This window comes from Rhabdonatronobacter sediminivivens, from assembly GCF_013415485.1.
In the GTDB taxonomy this organism is placed as follows: domain Bacteria; phylum Pseudomonadota; class Alphaproteobacteria; order Rhodobacterales; family Rhodobacteraceae; genus Rhabdonatronobacter; species Rhabdonatronobacter sediminivivens.
This window is the reverse complement of record NZ_JACBXS010000001.1, coordinates 112,127-127,952: the sequence shown is the minus strand read 5'-3', so window position 1 is coordinate 127,952 and position 15,826 is coordinate 112,127. Positions and strand designations below refer to the sequence as shown.

15 protein-coding genes are annotated in these 15,826 nt (G+C 68.2%); 12 read left to right on the top strand and 3 right to left on the bottom strand.

Annotated features, from left to right (window positions below):
* The first annotated feature begins 7 nt into the window (after positions 1-7).
* The 5 genes from HUK65_RS00585 to HUK65_RS00565 all read left to right on the top strand — a co-directional run bounded on the left by HUK65_RS00585 (position 8) and on the right by HUK65_RS00565 (position 7,651).
* Positions 8-2,470 carry a GcvT family protein gene (locus HUK65_RS00585; protein WP_179904174.1) on the top strand — a complete coding sequence of 821 codons (2,463 nt, stop codon included), beginning with the start codon at positions 8-10 and terminating at the stop codon, positions 2,468-2,470.
* The gene (locus HUK65_RS00580; protein ID WP_179904173.1) at positions 2,467-3,369 is read left to right on the top strand and encodes a homocysteine S-methyltransferase family protein; all 903 of its coding nucleotides are present in this window, start codon (positions 2,467-2,469) and stop codon (positions 3,367-3,369) included. The genes HUK65_RS00585 and HUK65_RS00580 overlap by 4 nt, the downstream gene beginning before the upstream one ends.
* A 10-nt stretch (positions 3,370-3,379) precedes the next feature.
* Positions 3,380-5,815 carry a GcvT family protein gene (locus HUK65_RS00575; protein ID WP_179904172.1) on the top strand — a complete coding sequence of 812 codons (2,436 nt, stop codon included), beginning with the start codon at positions 3,380-3,382 and terminating at the stop codon, positions 5,813-5,815.
* Between the two features lie 118 nt (positions 5,816-5,933).
* Positions 5,934-7,076: an aminodeoxychorismate synthase component I gene (locus tag HUK65_RS00570; RefSeq protein ID WP_179904171.1), complete on the top strand. Its 1,143-nt coding sequence runs from the start codon at positions 5,934-5,936 to the stop codon at positions 7,074-7,076.
* Positions 7,034-7,651 carry an aminotransferase class IV gene (locus HUK65_RS00565; protein ID WP_407692403.1) on the top strand — a complete coding sequence of 206 codons (618 nt, stop codon included), beginning with the start codon at positions 7,034-7,036 and terminating at the stop codon, positions 7,649-7,651. The genes HUK65_RS00570 and HUK65_RS00565 overlap by 43 nt, the downstream gene beginning before the upstream one ends.
* A gap of 185 nt (positions 7,652-7,836) precedes the next feature.
* Here HUK65_RS00565 and HUK65_RS00560 read toward each other — a convergent pair whose 3' ends face one another.
* Entirely contained in the window at positions 7,837-9,093 is a 1,257-nt protein-coding gene (locus HUK65_RS00560; RefSeq protein ID WP_235441674.1) for a glycerate kinase type-2 family protein, read from the bottom strand.
* Positions 9,094-9,239: 146 nt separating this feature from the next.
* On the opposite strand from HUK65_RS00560, the gene fabG reads away from it, so the two are divergent.
* From fabG to aroQ, 4 genes are all read left to right on the top strand, one after another.
* Complete coding sequence (gene fabG / locus HUK65_RS00555) at positions 9,240-9,977, top strand: 3-oxoacyl-[acyl-carrier-protein] reductase (protein ID WP_179904169.1); 738 nt, start codon at positions 9,240-9,242, stop codon at positions 9,975-9,977.
* A gap of 206 nt (positions 9,978-10,183) precedes the next feature.
* The gene (locus HUK65_RS00550; protein ID WP_179904168.1) at positions 10,184-10,417 is read left to right on the top strand and encodes an acyl carrier protein; all 234 of its coding nucleotides are present in this window, start codon (positions 10,184-10,186) and stop codon (positions 10,415-10,417) included.
* Positions 10,418-10,684: 267 nt separating this feature from the next.
* The gene (locus tag HUK65_RS00545; RefSeq protein WP_179904167.1) at positions 10,685-11,218 is read left to right on the top strand and encodes a hypothetical protein; all 534 of its coding nucleotides are present in this window, start codon (positions 10,685-10,687) and stop codon (positions 11,216-11,218) included.
* 162 nt (positions 11,219-11,380) lie between these two features.
* Positions 11,381-11,833, top strand: a complete 453-nt coding sequence (gene aroQ / locus HUK65_RS00540) for a type II 3-dehydroquinate dehydratase (protein WP_179904166.1) — start codon at positions 11,381-11,383, stop codon at positions 11,831-11,833.
* Between the two features lie 123 nt (positions 11,834-11,956).
* Here aroQ and HUK65_RS00535 read toward each other — a convergent pair whose 3' ends face one another.
* Positions 11,957-13,159 (bottom strand): pyridoxal phosphate-dependent aminotransferase, encoded by a 1,203-nt coding sequence (locus HUK65_RS00535; protein WP_179904165.1) that lies wholly within the window; start codon positions 13,157-13,159, stop codon positions 11,957-11,959.
* 184 nt (positions 13,160-13,343) lie between these two features.
* Here HUK65_RS00535 and HUK65_RS00530 point away from each other — a divergent pair, with 184 nt between their 5' ends.
* Positions 13,344-13,775, top strand: coding sequence for a helix-turn-helix domain-containing protein (locus HUK65_RS00530; RefSeq protein ID WP_179904240.1), 432 nt, complete (start codon positions 13,344-13,346; stop codon positions 13,773-13,775).
* Complete coding sequence (locus tag HUK65_RS00525) at positions 13,772-14,035, top strand: FAD assembly factor SdhE (protein ID WP_327787005.1); 264 nt, start codon at positions 13,772-13,774, stop codon at positions 14,033-14,035. The genes HUK65_RS00530 and HUK65_RS00525 overlap by 4 nt, the downstream gene beginning before the upstream one ends.
* Before the next feature lie 144 nt (positions 14,036-14,179).
* Here HUK65_RS00525 and HUK65_RS00520 read toward each other — a convergent pair whose 3' ends face one another.
* Complete coding sequence (locus HUK65_RS00520) at positions 14,180-14,641, bottom strand: peroxiredoxin (protein WP_179904164.1); 462 nt, start codon at positions 14,639-14,641, stop codon at positions 14,180-14,182.
* A 96-nt stretch (positions 14,642-14,737) separates the two neighbouring features.
* Here HUK65_RS00520 and queA point away from each other — a divergent pair, with 96 nt between their 5' ends.
* The gene (queA, locus tag HUK65_RS00515) at positions 14,738-15,808 is read left to right on the top strand and encodes a tRNA preQ1(34) S-adenosylmethionine ribosyltransferase-isomerase QueA (protein ID WP_179904163.1); all 1,071 of its coding nucleotides are present in this window, start codon (positions 14,738-14,740) and stop codon (positions 15,806-15,808) included.
* Positions 15,809-15,826 lie beyond the last annotated feature (18 nt).

The following is a 15,826-nucleotide window of genomic DNA, read 5'->3' as shown; positions in this document are numbered from 1 at the left end:
CCTGACCATGACCGAGCCGCAGGACAATGCCGCGTTTCCGACAACCGCGCGAGTGGTGATCATCGGCGGGGGGGCGGTGGGCGCCTCGGCGCTCTATCATCTGGTGCAGGCCGGGTGGCGTGACTGCGTTCTGCTGGAAAAGAACGAACTCACCGCAGGGTCCACATGGCATGCGGCGGGGAATTGCCCGACCTTCTCGGCCTCGTGGTCGATCATGAACATGCAGCGCTATTCGACCGAGCTGTATCGCCGATTGGGCGATGAGGTCGATTACCCCATGAACTACCATGTCACCGGGTCCATCCGGCTGGCTCATTCGCGCCAGCGGGTGCAGGAATTCGCCCGCGCCGTGGGCATGGGGCGCCCGCAGGGGATGGATCTGGAATTGCTGGCGCCGTCGGAAATCCGGGACCGTTACCCGTTCATCGAACTCCATGATCTTGAAGGCGCGCTTTATGACCCGGCGGATGGCGATATCGACCCCGCGCAACTGACCCAGGCCCTGGCGCGCGGGGCGCGGATGGGCGGCGCGCGCATCCTGCGCCACACGCCCGCCACCGGCGTGCGGCGCGAAAACGGGGAATGGGTGGTGCTGACCGAAAAGGGCGAAATTCGCTGCGAATATGTGGTCAATGCCGCCGGATATTATGCCCAGCAGGTGGGCGAATGGTTCCGCCCCTATGGCGGGCGGCGTGTGCCCATGGCGGTGATGAGCCACCAGTATCTGCTGACCGAACAGATCCCCGAAATCGCGGCCTGGGCGGCCGAGGTCGGCCACAAGCTGCCGCTTCTGCGCGATGTGGACAGCAGCTATTACCTGCGCCAGGAAAAGGCGGGTTTCAACCTGGGCCCCTATGAGCGCAACTGCCGCGCGCATTGGGTCACGCCGGATGATCCCTTTCCGCAGGATTTCAGCTTCCAGCTTTACCCCGATGATCTGGACCGGCTGGAATGGTATATTGAAGATGCGATGGCCCGCGTGCCGCTTCTGGGCAGCGTCGGCGTGGAAAAGGTCATCAACGGCCCCATCCCCTATGCCCCCGACGGCAACCCGCTCATCGGCCCCATGCCCGGCGTGCCCAATGCGTTCGAGGCCTGCGTCTTCACCTTCGGCATCGCGCAGGGGGGCGGCGCGGGCAAGGTGCTGGCCGAATGGATCACCGAGGGCGGCACCGAATGGGACATGTGGTCCTGCGATCCGCGCCGCTTCACCGAACATGCCGATGACGCCTATGCGCTGGCCAAGGCGGTGGAAATCTATGGCCATGAATACGCCATCCACTTCCCGCACCACCGCTGGCCTGCGGGGGCGGATCAGCGGGTCTCGCCCCTGCACGGGCGGCTGAAGGAACTGGGCGCGCAATTCGCCCCCTATAACGGCTGGGAACGCGCCACATGGTTCGCCGCCCCGGGCGACGATACCTCCGAGGAAAGCACGCATATCTGGGAGCGGAACGGCCCGTGGGAGCCGCGCGTGCGGGCCGAGGCCGAGGCCGTGCGCGATGGCTGCGGCGTGCTGGAAATCTGCGGGTTTTCGCGCTTCCGGCTGTCGGGGCCGGGGGCGCGGGCGTATCTGGACGGGCTGACGCCCTCGCGCCTGCCGCAGCCGGGGCGCATGGGGCTGGCCTATTTCGCCGATGCCCGCGGGCGGATCGTCACCGAAATGAGCGTCATCCCCGAAGCCGAGGATGGCATCAGCCTGATCACCGCCGCCGTGGCGCAATGGCATGACGCCGATGTGCTGCGCGCGAACTTGCCCGAAGGCGTGACCTTCGAGGACTGGACCGAGGACGCCACCTGCCTGCTGGTCACCGGGCCGAAGGCGCGCGACGTGCTGGCGCCGCTGACCGATGCCGACCTGTCGCGTCCGTGGCTGTCGGTGCAGCAAGGCGTGACGGTGGCCGGGTGCCGGGCGATGCTGGCGCGGGTGTCCTTTGCCGGGGAACTGGGCTGGGAGATCCATTGCGCACCCGAGGACGGGCCAAAGGTCCACGCGGCGGTGATGGAAGGTGGCGCGCAGCCCTTTGGCATGTGGGCGCTTGACAGCCTGCGCATGGAAAAGGGCTATCGCGCCTGGAAGCAGGACCTGTCCACCGATTACAGCCTGCTCGGCGCCGGGCTGGAGCGGTTCATCGACTGGTCGAAGCCCGACTTCCCGGGCCGCGCCGCGCTGCTGGCCGAAAGGCAGGCCGGTCCCGCCAAGCGCTTCACTATCCTGACCATCGACGGGGCCGAGGCCGACGCACCCTATATGGCGAACCTGTGGTCCGGCGATGCGCTGGTGGGCGAGGTGACCTCGGCGGCCTGGGGCTATCGCGTCGGCGCGCAGGTGGCGCAGGCGATGCTGCGCGCCGATCTGGTGGTGCCGGGCCAGCGGCTGGAGGTGGAAATCTTCGGCCAGCGCTTCCCGGCCACGGTGCATGGCGACGCGCCGCTTTGGGACCCCGAAAACGAAAGGCTGCGGGCATGAGTGCGATCACCCTTCTGGACGGCGGCATGGGGCAGGAGTTGCTCGCCCGCGCCGGGGACCGTCCCACACCGCTCTGGGCCACGCAGGTGATGCTGGACCGCCCCGAACTGGTGCAGGCGATCCATGCGGATTATTTCGCTGCCGGGGCCACGGTCGCCACCGCCAACACCTATGCCGTGCACCGCGACCGGCTGGCGGGCACCCCCTTTGCCGACCGGTTCGAGGCGCTGCTTGCGCAGGCGCTCGATGCCGCCCGTGCTGCGCGTGACGCCCATGGCGGGGGCCGGATCGCGGCCAGCACCGGCCCGCTGGTGCAAAGCTACCGCCCCGACAAGATGCCCCCGCATGACAGGGCGGTGGCGATCTATGCCGAGGTCGCCAACCTGCTGGCCCCGCGCTGCGATATCCTGCTGGCGGAAACCGTGGCCTCGGTCGCCCATGCCCGCGCCTTCATCGAGGCCGCCGCGCCAATCGCCGCGCGCCATGGCATCCCGCTGTGGCTGGCGGTCACGCTCAGCGACACCGACGGCACCGTGCTGCGCTCGGGCGAGCCGATCGCCGCGCTGGCGCCGGTGCTGGGGCCGGTGGAGAGCCTTCTGGCCAATTGTTCCGCGCCCGAGGCGATGGACACCGCCATGCCGCATCTGGCTGCCCTTGGCCGCCCCTTTGGCGCGCTGGCCAACGGGTTCGAGCAGATCACCGAGGATTTCCTGCGCGAGAAACCCACTGCCGACGCGCTGACCGCCCGGCGCGACATGGGGCCTGAGCGTTACGCCGATCACGCCCTGGGCTGGGTGGCCGCCGGGGCCACGCTGGTCGGTGGCTGCTGTGAAACCGGCCCCGCCCATATTGCCGAAATCGCCCGCCGCCTGCGCGCTGCCGGGCATACCATCGTCTGAAAGGACCGACATGACCCTTCCCTCCCACGCCCGCGCCGTGATCATCGGCGGCGGTGTCATCGGCGCATCCGTCGCCTATCACCTGACGAAACTCGGCTGGTCCGATGTGGTGCTGCTGGAGCGCAAGCGCCTGACCTCGGGGACCACGTGGCACGCGGCGGGGCTGATCGGGCAGTTGCGCAGCTCGTCCAACATGACGAAGCTGGCGCGGTATACCGCAGACCTCTATCGCAGTCTGGAGGCCGAGACCGGCATCGCCACCGGCTTCCGGCAGGTGGGGTCCATCAGCGTGGCACTGACCACCGAGCGGCAGGAAGAATTGCTGCGCCTTGCCTCCATGGCCCGCGCCTTTGGCGTGCCGGTGGAGGAGGTCGGCCCTTCTGAGATCGCCGAGCGCTACCCGCATCTGAACCTCGATGGCGTGGTGGGCGGCGTCTGGCTGCCCACGGACGGGCAGGGGGACCCGGCGAATATCGCGCTGGCCATGGTCAAGGGCGCGCGCATGCGCGGTGCGCAGGTGTTCGAGAATACGCGCGTGACCGGCATCCGGCGCTCGGGCGACCGTGTGACCGGCGTGGACTGGGCGGCAGAGGGCGCGCAGGGCCATATCGCCTGCGACAATGTGGTGAACTGCGCCGGCATGTGGGGGCGTGAGGTCGGGCTGATGGCGGGCGTTTCGGTGCCCCTTCAGGCCTGCGAACACTTCTACATCGTGACCGAGCCGATTGCGGGGCTGACGCAGCTTCCGGTCCTGCGCGTGCCCGATGAATGCGCCTATTACAAGGAGGACGCGGGCAAGATGATGTTGGGCGCCTTCGAACCCGTGGCCAAGCCCTGGGCGCTGGACGGTATCCCGGCGGATTTCGAATTCGACGAGCTTCCCCCCGATTTCGACCATTTCGAACCGATCCTGGAGAAAGCCACCCACCGCCTGCCCATGCTGGCCGAGGCGGGCATCCATACCTTCTTCAACGGCCCCGAAAGCTTTACCCCGGACAATGCCTATCACCTGGGCCTGGCGCCGGGGACGGCCAATGTCTGGGTGGCCGCCGGGTTCAACTCCATCGGCATCCAGTCGGCAGGCGGCGCGGGCATGGCGTTGGCGCAATGGATGGAGGATGGCGCGCGCCCCTTCGATCTGGGCGAGATCGACATCGCCCGGGTGCAGCCCTTCCAGAACAACCGCCGCTACCTGAAGGACCGCGCGACCGAGGCGCTGGGCCTGCTCTATGCTGACCATTTCCCCTATCGGCAGAAGGCCACGGCGCGCGGCATCCGGCGCACACCGCTGCATCATCTGCTGGAAGCCCACGGCGCCGTCATGGGCGAGACCGCAGGCTGGGAGCGCGCCAACTGGTATGCGAACCCGGGGCAGGAGCGCGCGTATCGCTACAGCTGGGGCCGCCAGAACTGGTTTTCCAACACGGCGGCCGAGGTCGCGGCGATCCGCAGCGGGGTCGGCATGTATGACATGTCCAGCTTCGGCAAGATCCGGGTCGAAGGGCCGGATGCCGAGGCCTTCCTCAACCGCGTCTGCGGCAATGACGTGGCCGTGCCACCGGGGCGGATCGTTTATACGCAGTTCCTGAACGCGCGCGGCGGGATCGAGGCCGATGTCACCGTCACCCGCCTGTCCGAGGACGCCTATATCGTCGTCACCCCCGCCGCCACCCGCCCCGCCGATCAGGACTGGCTGACCCGTCACCGGGGTGAGGACCGCGTGGCCATCGTCGATGTGACCGCAGCCGAAGCCGTGCTGGCCGTCATGGGGCCCCGCGCGCGGGAGGTCATGGCAGCCGCCAGCCCGGACGATTTCGACCGCTTCCCCTTCGGCACCGCGCGGCAGATCGAGCTGGGCCTGGGCCTCGCGCGCGCGCACCGCGTGTCCTATGTGGGCGAGTTGGGCTGGGAGGTCTATGTCAGCACCGACATGGCGGTGCATGCGTTTGAAACCCTGATGGAAGCCGGCGCCGAGGCAGGTCTGAAACTGTGCGGCATGCACGCGATGGATTGCTGCCGGATCGAAAAGGCCTTCCGCCATTTCGGCCATGACATCACCTGCGAAGACCATGTCATCGACGCAGGCCTGGGCTTTGCCGTAAAGACCGACAAGCCCGGGTTCATCGGCCGTGATGCGGTTCTGCGGCGGCGTGAAAGCGGCCCCGAATACCGGATGCTGCAATTCCTGCTGAGCGACCCGGACCCGATGCTCTATCACAAGGAGCCGATTCTGCGCGACGGGCAGGTTGTGGGCTACCTCAGCTCCGGCGCCTATGGCCATCATCTGGGCGCTGCGGTGGGCATGGGCTATGTGCCCGCGAAGGATCAGGATGCGGCGGCGCTGCTGGCCTCGGACTGGCAGATCGAGGTGGCGGGCCGCCGCATCGGTGCCCGGGCCAGCCTCAAGCCGATGTATGATCCGACCAGTGCGCGCATGCGCGCATAGTGCGCGGTCGCTGGCGGGGTGGGCCGTGCCGCGCACTCTACCAGCCCACCCGCAAACATGCTAACCGGCCCGATGCGCCACGGGGCGCGCAACCGACTCGGGGCAACGGGAAGCGGCAGTGATTGTCATCGAACATGGACCTGGCGGGCAGGCGTCGGCCTTTGGGCCCCCGCGCGAGGTTCTCTGCGCGCGCAGTCTGGACGAGGTCGCCCCGGTGCTGGAGCGCGCCGAGGCTGCCCGCCGCGCGGGTGCCTGGGTCGCGGGCTATCTGGCCTATGAGGCGGGCTACGCCTTTGAGCCGCGCCTGCGCCCTTGTCTGAAGCCCGATTCCGGGGCAGAGCCGCTGGTGCTGCTGGCCATCTGCGACGCTCCCGAACCCGCCGCTGCAATCCAGGCCCAGGCCACCGCCGCCGCAGATGCCGTGCGGCTGGACCCGCCTGTGCCCCTGGTGTCGCGCGCCGATTATGACGCCGCCATGGCCCGGCTGCTGGAGTATATCGCCGCCGGGGATTGCTATCAGGTGAACCTGACCTTTCCGATGGGGTCGCGGCTGGCGGCGGGCTCGGCGCTGGGGCTTTATGGGGCGTTGCGCGCGCGGCAGGACGTGGGCTTTGGCGCATTCGTGGATCTGGGCGTGGGGCCGGTGATCATCTCACGCAGCCCCGAGCTGTTCTTTGACGTCCGCGACGGGGTGATCGAAAGCCGCCCCATGAAGGGCACCGCCCCGCGCAGCCCTGACCCGGCCGAGGATGCGCGCCTTGCCGCTGCGCTTTCGGACAGCGACAAGGTGCTGGCCGAGAACCTGATGATCGTGGATCTGTTGCGCAATGATATCGGACGGATCAGCGAGATCGGCTCGGTCTCGGTGCCGGAGCTGTTTGCGGTCGAAAGCTTCGCCACGGTGCACCAGATGAGCAGCCGCATCCGGGGCCGGTTGCAGGCCGGGACGGGGCTGACCGCGCTGATGGCGGCGCTGTTTCCCTGCGGCTCGGTCACCGGGGCGCCGAAGATCCGCGCCATGCAGATCATCGCCGAGCTGGAGCCGCAATCGCGCGGGGTCTATTGCGGGGCGGTCGGCTGGGCGGCACCCGGGGGGGACCAGTGCTGGTCGGTGGCGATCCGCACGCTGCGGCTGTATCCGGACGGGGGCGTTCTGGCCAATGTGGGGGGCGGCGTGGTGCAGGACAGCACCGCCGAGGGCGAATGGGAGGAGGCGCTGTGGAAAGCACGCTACATGCAGGGGCTGACGCGCCCGGGCTGAAACTGATCGAAACCATGCGCTGGGATGGCGCGGGGGTGGCGCATTGGCCGCTGCATCTGGCACGGCTGCGCGCAGGGGCGGCGGCGCTGGGCTGGGCGGTGCCCGAGGTTGCGCCGCGCGGCCCCGAGGGCGTGCCCGCGCGTCTGCGCCTGACGCTGGACGCAAGGGGCCGGGTGGAGGTGACGGATGGGCCACTGCCGCCCGAGGCAACGCTTTGGCGCGTGGGGCTGGCGGCGGCGCGGTTGCGGTCAGACGATCCCTGGCTGCGGATCAAATCCACCCGCCGCGCGGTCTATGATGACGCCCGCGCCGCGCTGCCCGAGGGGGTGGACGAGGTGGTGTTCCTCAATGAGCGCGGCGAGGTCTGCGACGGGACCATCACCACTGTGTTCTTTGACCGGGGCGCGGGGATGCGGACGCCGCCATTGGCCTGCGGGTTGCTGCCCGGGGTCCTGCGCGCGGCGCTGGATGTCCCCGAGGAAGTCTTGCGGGGCGGGGACCTGCCGGATGTGCGGCTATGGGTGGGCAACGCCCTGCGCGGGCTGATCCCGGCGCAGTGGGTGGCCACGCACTGACCGGCCTGCTCTGACCGGCCACGCACTGACCGACCAGCGCTGACTGGCCCGCACTTACTTGCCCGGGCGGAGGGGTGGTTTGACCGGCCCTCCCGCCCGTCCTTGCCGCGCAAGCGCGGCGCGTCCCGTTGGGCCGGGCGCGCGCGATGCGCGCGAGGGGCGGGCGGGATGTCTGGCGCCTGCGCTCAGGGGTCAAGCGAGAGGACCTGCAGATCGGCCACATTCGTCCCCGTGGCCCCGATCCGCAGCAGGTCCCCGGAAAGCCCCAGCGCGTGATAGCTGTCGTTATTGGCCAGCAGCGCCTGCAGGTCGCCACCGGCGGCAGTGATGCGGTTGATCGTGTGCGGGTCGGTCACGCCGCCAGCGGCATCGGTGGGACCGTCACGCCCATCGGTCCCGCCCGAGAGGAAGCGCCAGCCGCGATCCGGGGGCAGTGCTGCGCTCAGGCCCTGGGCCACCCGCAGCGCCAGTTCCTGATTGCGCCCGCCCTGGCCTGTTCCGTGCAGGTGCACCGTGGTTTCGCCCCCGAAAAGCGCCAGCAGGCCGGTTCCGCGCGGCGTGGACGCTGCGGCATCGCAGATCGCCTGCGCGGCTTCGGCGACATCTCCGGTCAGGGCGTCCGAGAGGATCCTGGCTTCGGGCGCGGCACCGGCCATGGCATCCAGCGACATGCGGTTGGACCCGATCAGCCGGTTGGTGGCGGCGGGCAGCGGTTCCTCCGCCTCGGGCCGTTCCAGCGCCGCGCGCGCCGCGGCGGGCAGCCTGGCCCACAACCCGCGTTCCTTCAGCCCGGCCACCACTTGTGCGCGCGGGCGAATCGGCGCCACCGTCGGCCCCGAGGCGATCACCCGCAGGTCATCGCCGATCACATCCGACAGGATCAGCGCCGTGACCCGGGCGGGGGCGGCGGCGCGCAGCAGCCCCCCGCCCTTGAGCGCTGAGAGATGCTGGCGCACGGCGTTCATCTCGGTGATGTCCAGCCCGGCGCCCAGCAGCAGTTCGTTCACCGCGGCCTTGTCCGCCAGGGTCAGCCCGGGCACCGGCGCGGGCAGCAGCGCCGAACCGCCGCCCGAGACCAGCACCAGCACGGTGTCATTGGCCCCGGCCTGTGCCAGCATCTGCAAGACCTGCTGCCCGGCGCGCAACCCGTTCTCATCGGGCACCGGGTGCCCTGCCGCCAGCACGCGGGCGCCGGGCAGATCGCCTGCGTTTTCATGATTGGTCACCACCAGCGCCTGTGCGGGCGGTGAAAGCACGGCGAGGGCGGCGCGCATCATCGACAGGCCCGCCTTGCCCAGGGCCAGCACGACGAGCCGCCCGCCAGTGCTGAGCGGATGCGCGGCCAGCGCCCGCTCCACGGCGGCGCCGGGGTCTGCCGCGCGCACGCCGACCTGGAACAGGGCAATGATCTCGGCGCGCTCCATCGGCATTGGCGTCTCCATCGGGGTGGCTGTTTCTTGTCATGGCTGAACCGCGCCGAAGCAAGGTAAATCTTTGCACATATATGGTGGGCGCGCGGCATCCCTGTTATTGACCGCATAGGAGACGAATACCCGCGTTTGCGACAAGGGGAGGCACGTGAAGCAGCATGTTTGATCTGACAGGAAAATCGGCCCTGGTGACCGGGGCATCGGGGGGGATCGGTGCCGCCATTGCGCGCGCCTTGCATGGCGCCGGGGCGCAGGTGGCGCTTTCGGGTACGCGTGAGGATCCGTTGCGCGCCCTGGCCGGGGAGCTGGGACAGGGCGCCCATGTGGTGCCGTGCAACCTGTCCGATCCGCAGGCCGTCGATGCCCTGCCAAAGGCCGCCAGCGCCGCCATGGGCAGCCTGGACATTCTGGTCAACAATGCCGGGATCACCCGCGACAACCTGTTCATGCGCATGTCGGATGACGACTGGAACGCGGTGATCGATGTGAACCTGACCGCCACCATGCGCCTGTGCCGCGGGGCGATCCGGGGCATGATGAAGGCGCGCTGGGGGCGGATCGTCAATATCGGGTCCGTCGTTGGTGCGATCGGCAACCCCGGCCAGGCGAATTACGCCGCCGCCAAGGCCGGGATGGTGGGCCTGTCCAAGGCCCTGGCCCATGAGGTCGCCGCGCGCAACATCACCGTCAATTGCGTGGCGCCGGGTTTCATCAGCACCGCCATGACCGAGAAACTGACCGAAGACCAGCGCGCGGGCCTGATGCAGAAGATCCCCGCCGGCCGGATGGGTGAGGCCGACGAGGTTGCCGGGGCCGTGCTGTATCTGGCCAGCCCCGTGGCCGGTTACGTGACCGGCGCCACTCTGCACGTCAATGGCGGTATGGCCATGTTGTGACGCAGGCGCGTGCCGTTCTCTGCGCAGGTGGCGAAAGCGTTTGCCAACCCGCCTGCATATGCTATAGGCGGCTCGGATCGCGCCGGGGCAGCACTTGCGCGATGGTCGGCCTGTGGCAGGGCGCACCTGACAGGCTCCAAACGTCGCTCGGTTGAGCGAGGGATACCACAACCCGGGTCCGCCCCGGAAATGACAGAGGAACTGACATGAGCGATATCGCAGATCGCGTGAAGAAGATCGTTGTCGAGCATCTGGGCGTCGAGGAAGACAAGATCACCGACAATGCCTCGTTCATCGACGATCTGGGCGCCGACAGCCTGGATACGGTCGAGCTGGTGATGGCGTTCGAGGAAGAGTTCGGCATCGAAATCCCCGATGATGCCGCCGAGAACATCCAGACCTTTGGCGATGCGGTGAAGTTCATCTCGGAAGCCAAGTAAAACCCGTCCATTGACGGTATCGGCAAGGGCGCCTGCAGTTGCGGGCGCCCTTTTGCCTTTTTGCGGGTTTTCAGGCCGTGACGGAATGCGGGCCGCGTTAACCCGGGATTAAGAGCTTCACGCTATCATGGTCGGGCAGGCGGCTGGTGGGTGCTGCATGCGTTGGGCCGGATTGATCCGGCAACTTCGTGCATGGGGAACCCCGGGGCCGGATGCTGTCATCCAATTCAGCCCCCTGGGGCAGGTTCCGGTTCGGAGGTCTTACCTATGCTTCAGCCCATGCCCTCGGCGGTGGCGCAATCCACCTCTCAGCCACAGCCCGTGACCCGTGACGCCAGCGCCTTGCGCGCGGCGCCCGTGGATGCAACCAGCCAGCCAGGGCGACCCGATGCCGCCGCTCCGGCTGCGGCCTCGGAAACCATCATCGCCGTCGAACAGGCCGGTACGGTTGCATCGACTGCGGGGCCGCTCTTCAACGCACGCCTGGCCCTGTCGCCGGTGCCGGCGGACCTCTTTGGTCCAAAACCAAGCTTCAAGATCACCCTGCTGGAGAACCTGCGCGAGGAACTGCGCAGCCCCCCGCCCGAACAGGTGCTGGAGCCGGGCCAGGACCGCGCGCCTGAATTCAGGGCTGAGGGTCCTGCTGCCGATAGCCACGAAGACGCGCCTGCACCTGCGCCAGCCATGCGCGGGGACAGCGATTCGGGCAGCACCGCTTCCACCGGACAGCCAACTGGTGCCGCAGCCTCCGAAGGGGGGGACAGCACTGCCGCCGCCCCCGGGTTCGACCGCCTCTACTGAGCGCCGCCCCGCTGCCCTTCGATTCTGCAGCGGAGGTGACAGGGCCTTCGCGGATCAGCCAAAGCGATCCCCCGCCCGGCAGAGCCCAGGGCGCTGACCCGTCTCCTGCTTGACCTTCGGCCGCACCGGCGCAACAGTGCCCGGTGAACGGAGATCCAAGCCATGCCCACCCGCATCCTGCTGCTCAACGGCCCCAATCTGAACCTCCTGGGCACGCGTGAACCCGAAATCTATGGCGCCAAGACGCTGCCGGATGTGGAGGCCGCCGCCAGGGCCACCGGCACGGCCCTGGGGCTGGAGGTCACCGCCGCGCAGACCAACCACGAAGGCGCCCTGGTCGATCTGATCCAGCAGGCGCGCGGACAGATGGCGGGGATCGTCATCAACCCGGGCGCCTACAGCCATACATCGGTTGCGATCCTTGATGCGCTCAACGCCTTTGACGGCGCGGTGATGGAGGTGCATGTTTCCAATATTCACCGCCGCGAAACCTTCCGGCACCACTCCTATGTCTCGTATCGGGCGGATGGGGTGATCGCGGGTTGCGGTGTGCAGGGCTATGAGCTTGCCCTGCGCCGACTGGCGCAACTCCTCGGCGCCCGCCCTGACGCCTGATCCCCCCGGGCGCAGCATCTGCCAGACAAGGCCAGCGGCGCGCGCTTGCGCGCGCCCGGCCCAACGCCGGCAAGCGGCCCCCGGGCCGCGCCGTCCGGGGGCGGGAGCGCCCCCTTCCGCCAGCTACCGCAGCCCGGCGCAGAAGCGCGCGATCCGCCCGCAGGCATCGCGCAGGGTGTCATCGGCGCTGGCATAGCTGACCCGGAACGCCGGCGACAGGCCGAAGGCGGCGCCAAACACCACCGCCACCCCGGTTTCATCCAGAAGCGCCGTGGCGAAATCCTCATCGGTGCCGATCCGCGTGCCCTTGGCCGAGCGCTTGCCGATGCACCCCGATATGTCAGGATACACATAGAATGCGCCTTCGGGCACAGGGCAGTGCACCCCCGCGCAGCCATTCAGTGCCGAGACCACCAGATCCCGCCGCCGCTGGAACAGGGCCTTGTTGTCTTCAAGATACTCCTGCGGGCCGTCCAGCGCCGCCAGTGCCGCCATCTGGCTGACCGAGCAGGGATTCGAGGTCGATTGCGACTGCACCTTGCCCATGGCGCGGATCAGCCGCTCGGGCCCGGCCGCATAGCCGATCCGCCAGCCGGTCATGGCATAGGCCTTGGACACCCCGTTCACGGTCAGGGTCCGATCCATCAGCCGCGGCTCCATCTGCGCGGGGGTGACGAAGCGGAAATCATCGAACACCAGATGTTCGTACATGTCATCCGACATCACCCAGACCTGCGGATGGTGCAGCAGCACATCGGTTAGTGCGCGCAATGCCGCCGCGTCATAGCCCGCCCCGGTGGGGTTTGAAGGCGAGTTGAAGATCAGCCATTTGGTGCGCGGCGTGATCGCGGCCTCCAGCGCTTGGGCGGTCATGCGATAGCCGGTTTCGGGGCCTGCGGGCACCACCACGGGCGTGCCCCCGGCCATCAGCACCATATCGGGGTAGCTGACCCAATAGGGCGCGGGGATGATCACCTCATCGCCGGGGTTGAGCGTGGCCATCAGCGCGTTCCACAGCACCTGCTTGCCGCCGCTGCTGACGCTCACCTGCGCGGGCGTGTACTCCAGCGCGTTGTCGCGCCGGAACTTGCGGCAGATCGCGGCCTTCAGCGCGGGTGTGCCGTCCACGGTGGTGTATCGGGTGTGCCCGGCATCGATGGCGGCCTTGGCGGCGGCGCGGATATGGGCCGGGGTGTCGAAATCGGGCTCTCCCGCGCTCAGGCTGATGATGTCCTTCCCGGCGGCCTTCAACTCGGCGGCGCGCGCCGTGATCGCCATGGTCGGCGAGGGTTTGACCCGCGACAGGCGCTGCGACAGAAAGGACATGGGCCAAGGCTCCGGTTTGCAACTGTGACGTCGATCTTCTAGGGTTCGGAAGGGACACAGGCAACCCCGGCAGACCAGGGCCCGGCGGCGACTCCGCATCACGGCTGGCCGCAACGGCAGGGTTGGCGCGGGCTTCGGCAGAAGTAAAAGAACGGAGGACAGGCACATGCCGTCAGATGAGAACATGGAACCGACCGGCGAAGCTGCGGCAGCCGCAGCCGGGGCCGCGCCAGGGGCCGAGTGGTTCAGCGGCGATGCCGCCACATTCGGGGACCGGTTGACCGCCGCGCGCGAAGCCGCGGGCATGGATCAGCGCACCCTTGCCCGGCGCATGGGGGTGAAGCTCAAGACGGTCGAAGGGTGGGAGAACGATGTCTCGGAACCCCGTGCCAACAAGCTGCAGATGGTCGCGGGGGTGCTGAATGTGTCCATTCGCTGGCTGTTGACGGGGCAGGGTGACGGGCTGCATGAACCTGCGGCCGATGCCGAACTGGCGGCCACGGCGCGGGACCTGATGGGGGACCTGCGCCAGGTTCGGGTTGAGATGGGTCAGTTGTCCGACCGGCTGGGTATGCTGGAAAAGCGGTTGCGCGCCGTGATGAAGGACGCGCTGTGAGCGTTCCGGAGAACCGGTTGAAGATGCTGCGCATGCGGTCCTGGCGGCGTGGCACAAAGGAGATGGACCTGATCCTGGGACCCTTTGCCGACCGCGAGATCACGCAGTTGGATGCGGGTGATCTGGACCTCTATGAGCGGCTTCTGACCGAGAATGATCAGGACCTTTACCTGTGGGTCACCGGCGCGTCCGAGGGGCCGCCAGAGTATGCCGCGATGCTGGCGCGAATTGCCCGGGGCGCGGGGTTGCGCGCGGGCTGACGGCTGCACGGAAGCGCGCGGCTTCGGCTGGCGCTCTTGTGTTTGGGCCGGGAAGCGCCGCCGAGCCGCGCCCACCCACCCACCCTGCGCGCCTCGGCGGCGCTGCCCGGCGCGGGCGCCGGGCAGGGTGCGGGGTGGCAGATGTTAGAGCGCCCTGGCGGCGGCCAGCACCTCATCGACATGGCCGGGCACCTTGACCTTGCGCCAGACCCGGGCGATCTTTCCCTCGGCGTCGATCAGGAAGGTGGCGCGCTCTATACCCATGTATTTCTTGCCATACATGGATTTTTCGACCCAGGTGCCATAGCTTTCGCACACCGCGCCCTCGGTGTCCGAAACCAGCGCGACCTTCAGGTCATGTTTGGCGATGAATTTGTCATGCTTGGCCACGCTGTCCCTGGATACACCCACCACGACCGTATCGGCGGCGGCGAAATCCACGGCGGCCCCGGTGAAGCCAAGCGCCTCCTTGGTGCAGCCCGATGTGTCATCCTTGGGGTAGAAATACAGCACCACCTTTGACGGGCGCAGGGCTGAAAGCGTCAGTTCGCCACCACCGTCACGGGGCAGGGTGAAATCGGGGGCGGCGTCGCCGGTATCGACCATGATCGGTCTCCTCACTACGGGGTTATCCGTGGGTGGTTGTAGTGGCTGGGCCGCAAAGATAAAGCCCTGCGATGGCCATGGTGGCGGAACGGCGCGATGAAACTTTCGGATTTCGATTTTGACCTGCCCGAGGAATTGATTGCCACCCGCCCGGTGCGTCCGCGCCCGGCGGCGCGGCTGCTTGTGGCCGAAGGGGCGCGGATAACCAACCGCCATGTGGCCGACCTGCCGGACCTGCTGCGCCCTGGCGACCGGCTGGTGCTGAACAACACCCGGGTGATCCCTGCGCAACTGTCGGGTCGGCGGCGGCGGCACTCCGCTCAGGGCGTGATCGAGGCCGGGGTGGACATAACCCTGATTGCGCCCCTGCCCGAGGGCACCTGGCGCGCGCTGGCGCGCCCCCTGCGCAAGCTGCAGGCAGGGGATGTGATCCATTTCTCGGACCGGTTGCAGGCCAGGGTCGAAACCCGCGGCCCTGAGGACGCGGTGGTGCGATTCGCACTGACGGGGGATGCCTTCGATGCGGCCCTGGCCGAGGTCGGGCGGATGCCCTTGCCGCCCTATATTGCCGGGCGCCGCGCCACCGATGACCGCGATCTGCAGGACTACCAGACGGTTTTTGCCCGCCATGCAGGCGCGGTGGCGGCGCCCACGGCCTCGCTCCATTTCGATGCGCCCCTGCTGGAGGCCCTGCGCGCGCGCGGCATCGACATGACCGAGGTCACGCTCCATGTCGGGGCGGGCACCTTTCTGCCGGTCAAGGTCGATGATATCCGCGACCACCGGATGCATGCCGAATGGGGCAGTGTTTCGGCCCCGGCCGCGGCCGAGATCAACGCCACCCGCGCCGCCGGAGGGCGTGTTGTCCCCGCGGGGACAACGGCGTTGCGGCTGATCGAAACCGCTGCCCGCGACGATGGCACCCTGGCCGAATGGACCGGCGAAACCGACATCTTCATCACGCCGGGCTACCGCTTTCGCGTGACCGATGCGCTGATGACCAATTTCCACCTGCCGAAATCCACGCTGATGATGCTGGTGGCGGCGCTGATGGGGCCGGAGCGGATACACAAGATTTACGCCCATGCCATACAGGAGCGTTACCGATTCTTTTCCTATGGCGACGCGTCACTGCTGATTCCGCAAAGCGACACAGATGGTCGCTGAAGTGGCAGGTTTTGCACC

Coding starts and splice junctions, on each gene's coding strand:
- HUK65_RS00585 (WP_179904174.1), top strand. CDS start 8: ATGACCGAGCCGCAGGACAATGCCGCGTTTCCGACAACCGCGCGAGTG.
- HUK65_RS00580 (WP_179904173.1), top strand. CDS start 2,467: ATGAGTGCGATCACCCTTCTGGACGGCGGCATGGGGCAGGAGTTGCTC.
- HUK65_RS00575 (WP_179904172.1), top strand. CDS start 3,380: ATGACCCTTCCCTCCCACGCCCGCGCCGTGATCATCGGCGGCGGTGTC.
- HUK65_RS00560 (WP_235441674.1), bottom strand. CDS start 9,093: ATGGAGACGCCAATGCCGATGGAGCGCGCCGAGATCATTGCCCTGTTC.
- fabG (WP_179904169.1), top strand. CDS start 9,240: ATGTTTGATCTGACAGGAAAATCGGCCCTGGTGACCGGGGCATCGGGG.
- HUK65_RS00550 (WP_179904168.1), top strand. CDS start 10,184: ATGAGCGATATCGCAGATCGCGTGAAGAAGATCGTTGTCGAGCATCTG.
- HUK65_RS00545 (WP_179904167.1), top strand. CDS start 10,685: ATGCTTCAGCCCATGCCCTCGGCGGTGGCGCAATCCACCTCTCAGCCA.
- aroQ (WP_179904166.1), top strand. CDS start 11,381: ATGCCCACCCGCATCCTGCTGCTCAACGGCCCCAATCTGAACCTCCTG.
- HUK65_RS00535 (WP_179904165.1), bottom strand. CDS start 13,159: ATGTCCTTTCTGTCGCAGCGCCTGTCGCGGGTCAAACCCTCGCCGACC.
- HUK65_RS00530 (WP_179904240.1), top strand. CDS start 13,344: ATGGAACCGACCGGCGAAGCTGCGGCAGCCGCAGCCGGGGCCGCGCCA.
- HUK65_RS00520 (WP_179904164.1), bottom strand. CDS start 14,641: ATGGTCGATACCGGCGACGCCGCCCCCGATTTCACCCTGCCCCGTGAC.
- queA (WP_179904163.1), top strand. CDS start 14,738: ATGAAACTTTCGGATTTCGATTTTGACCTGCCCGAGGAATTGATTGCC.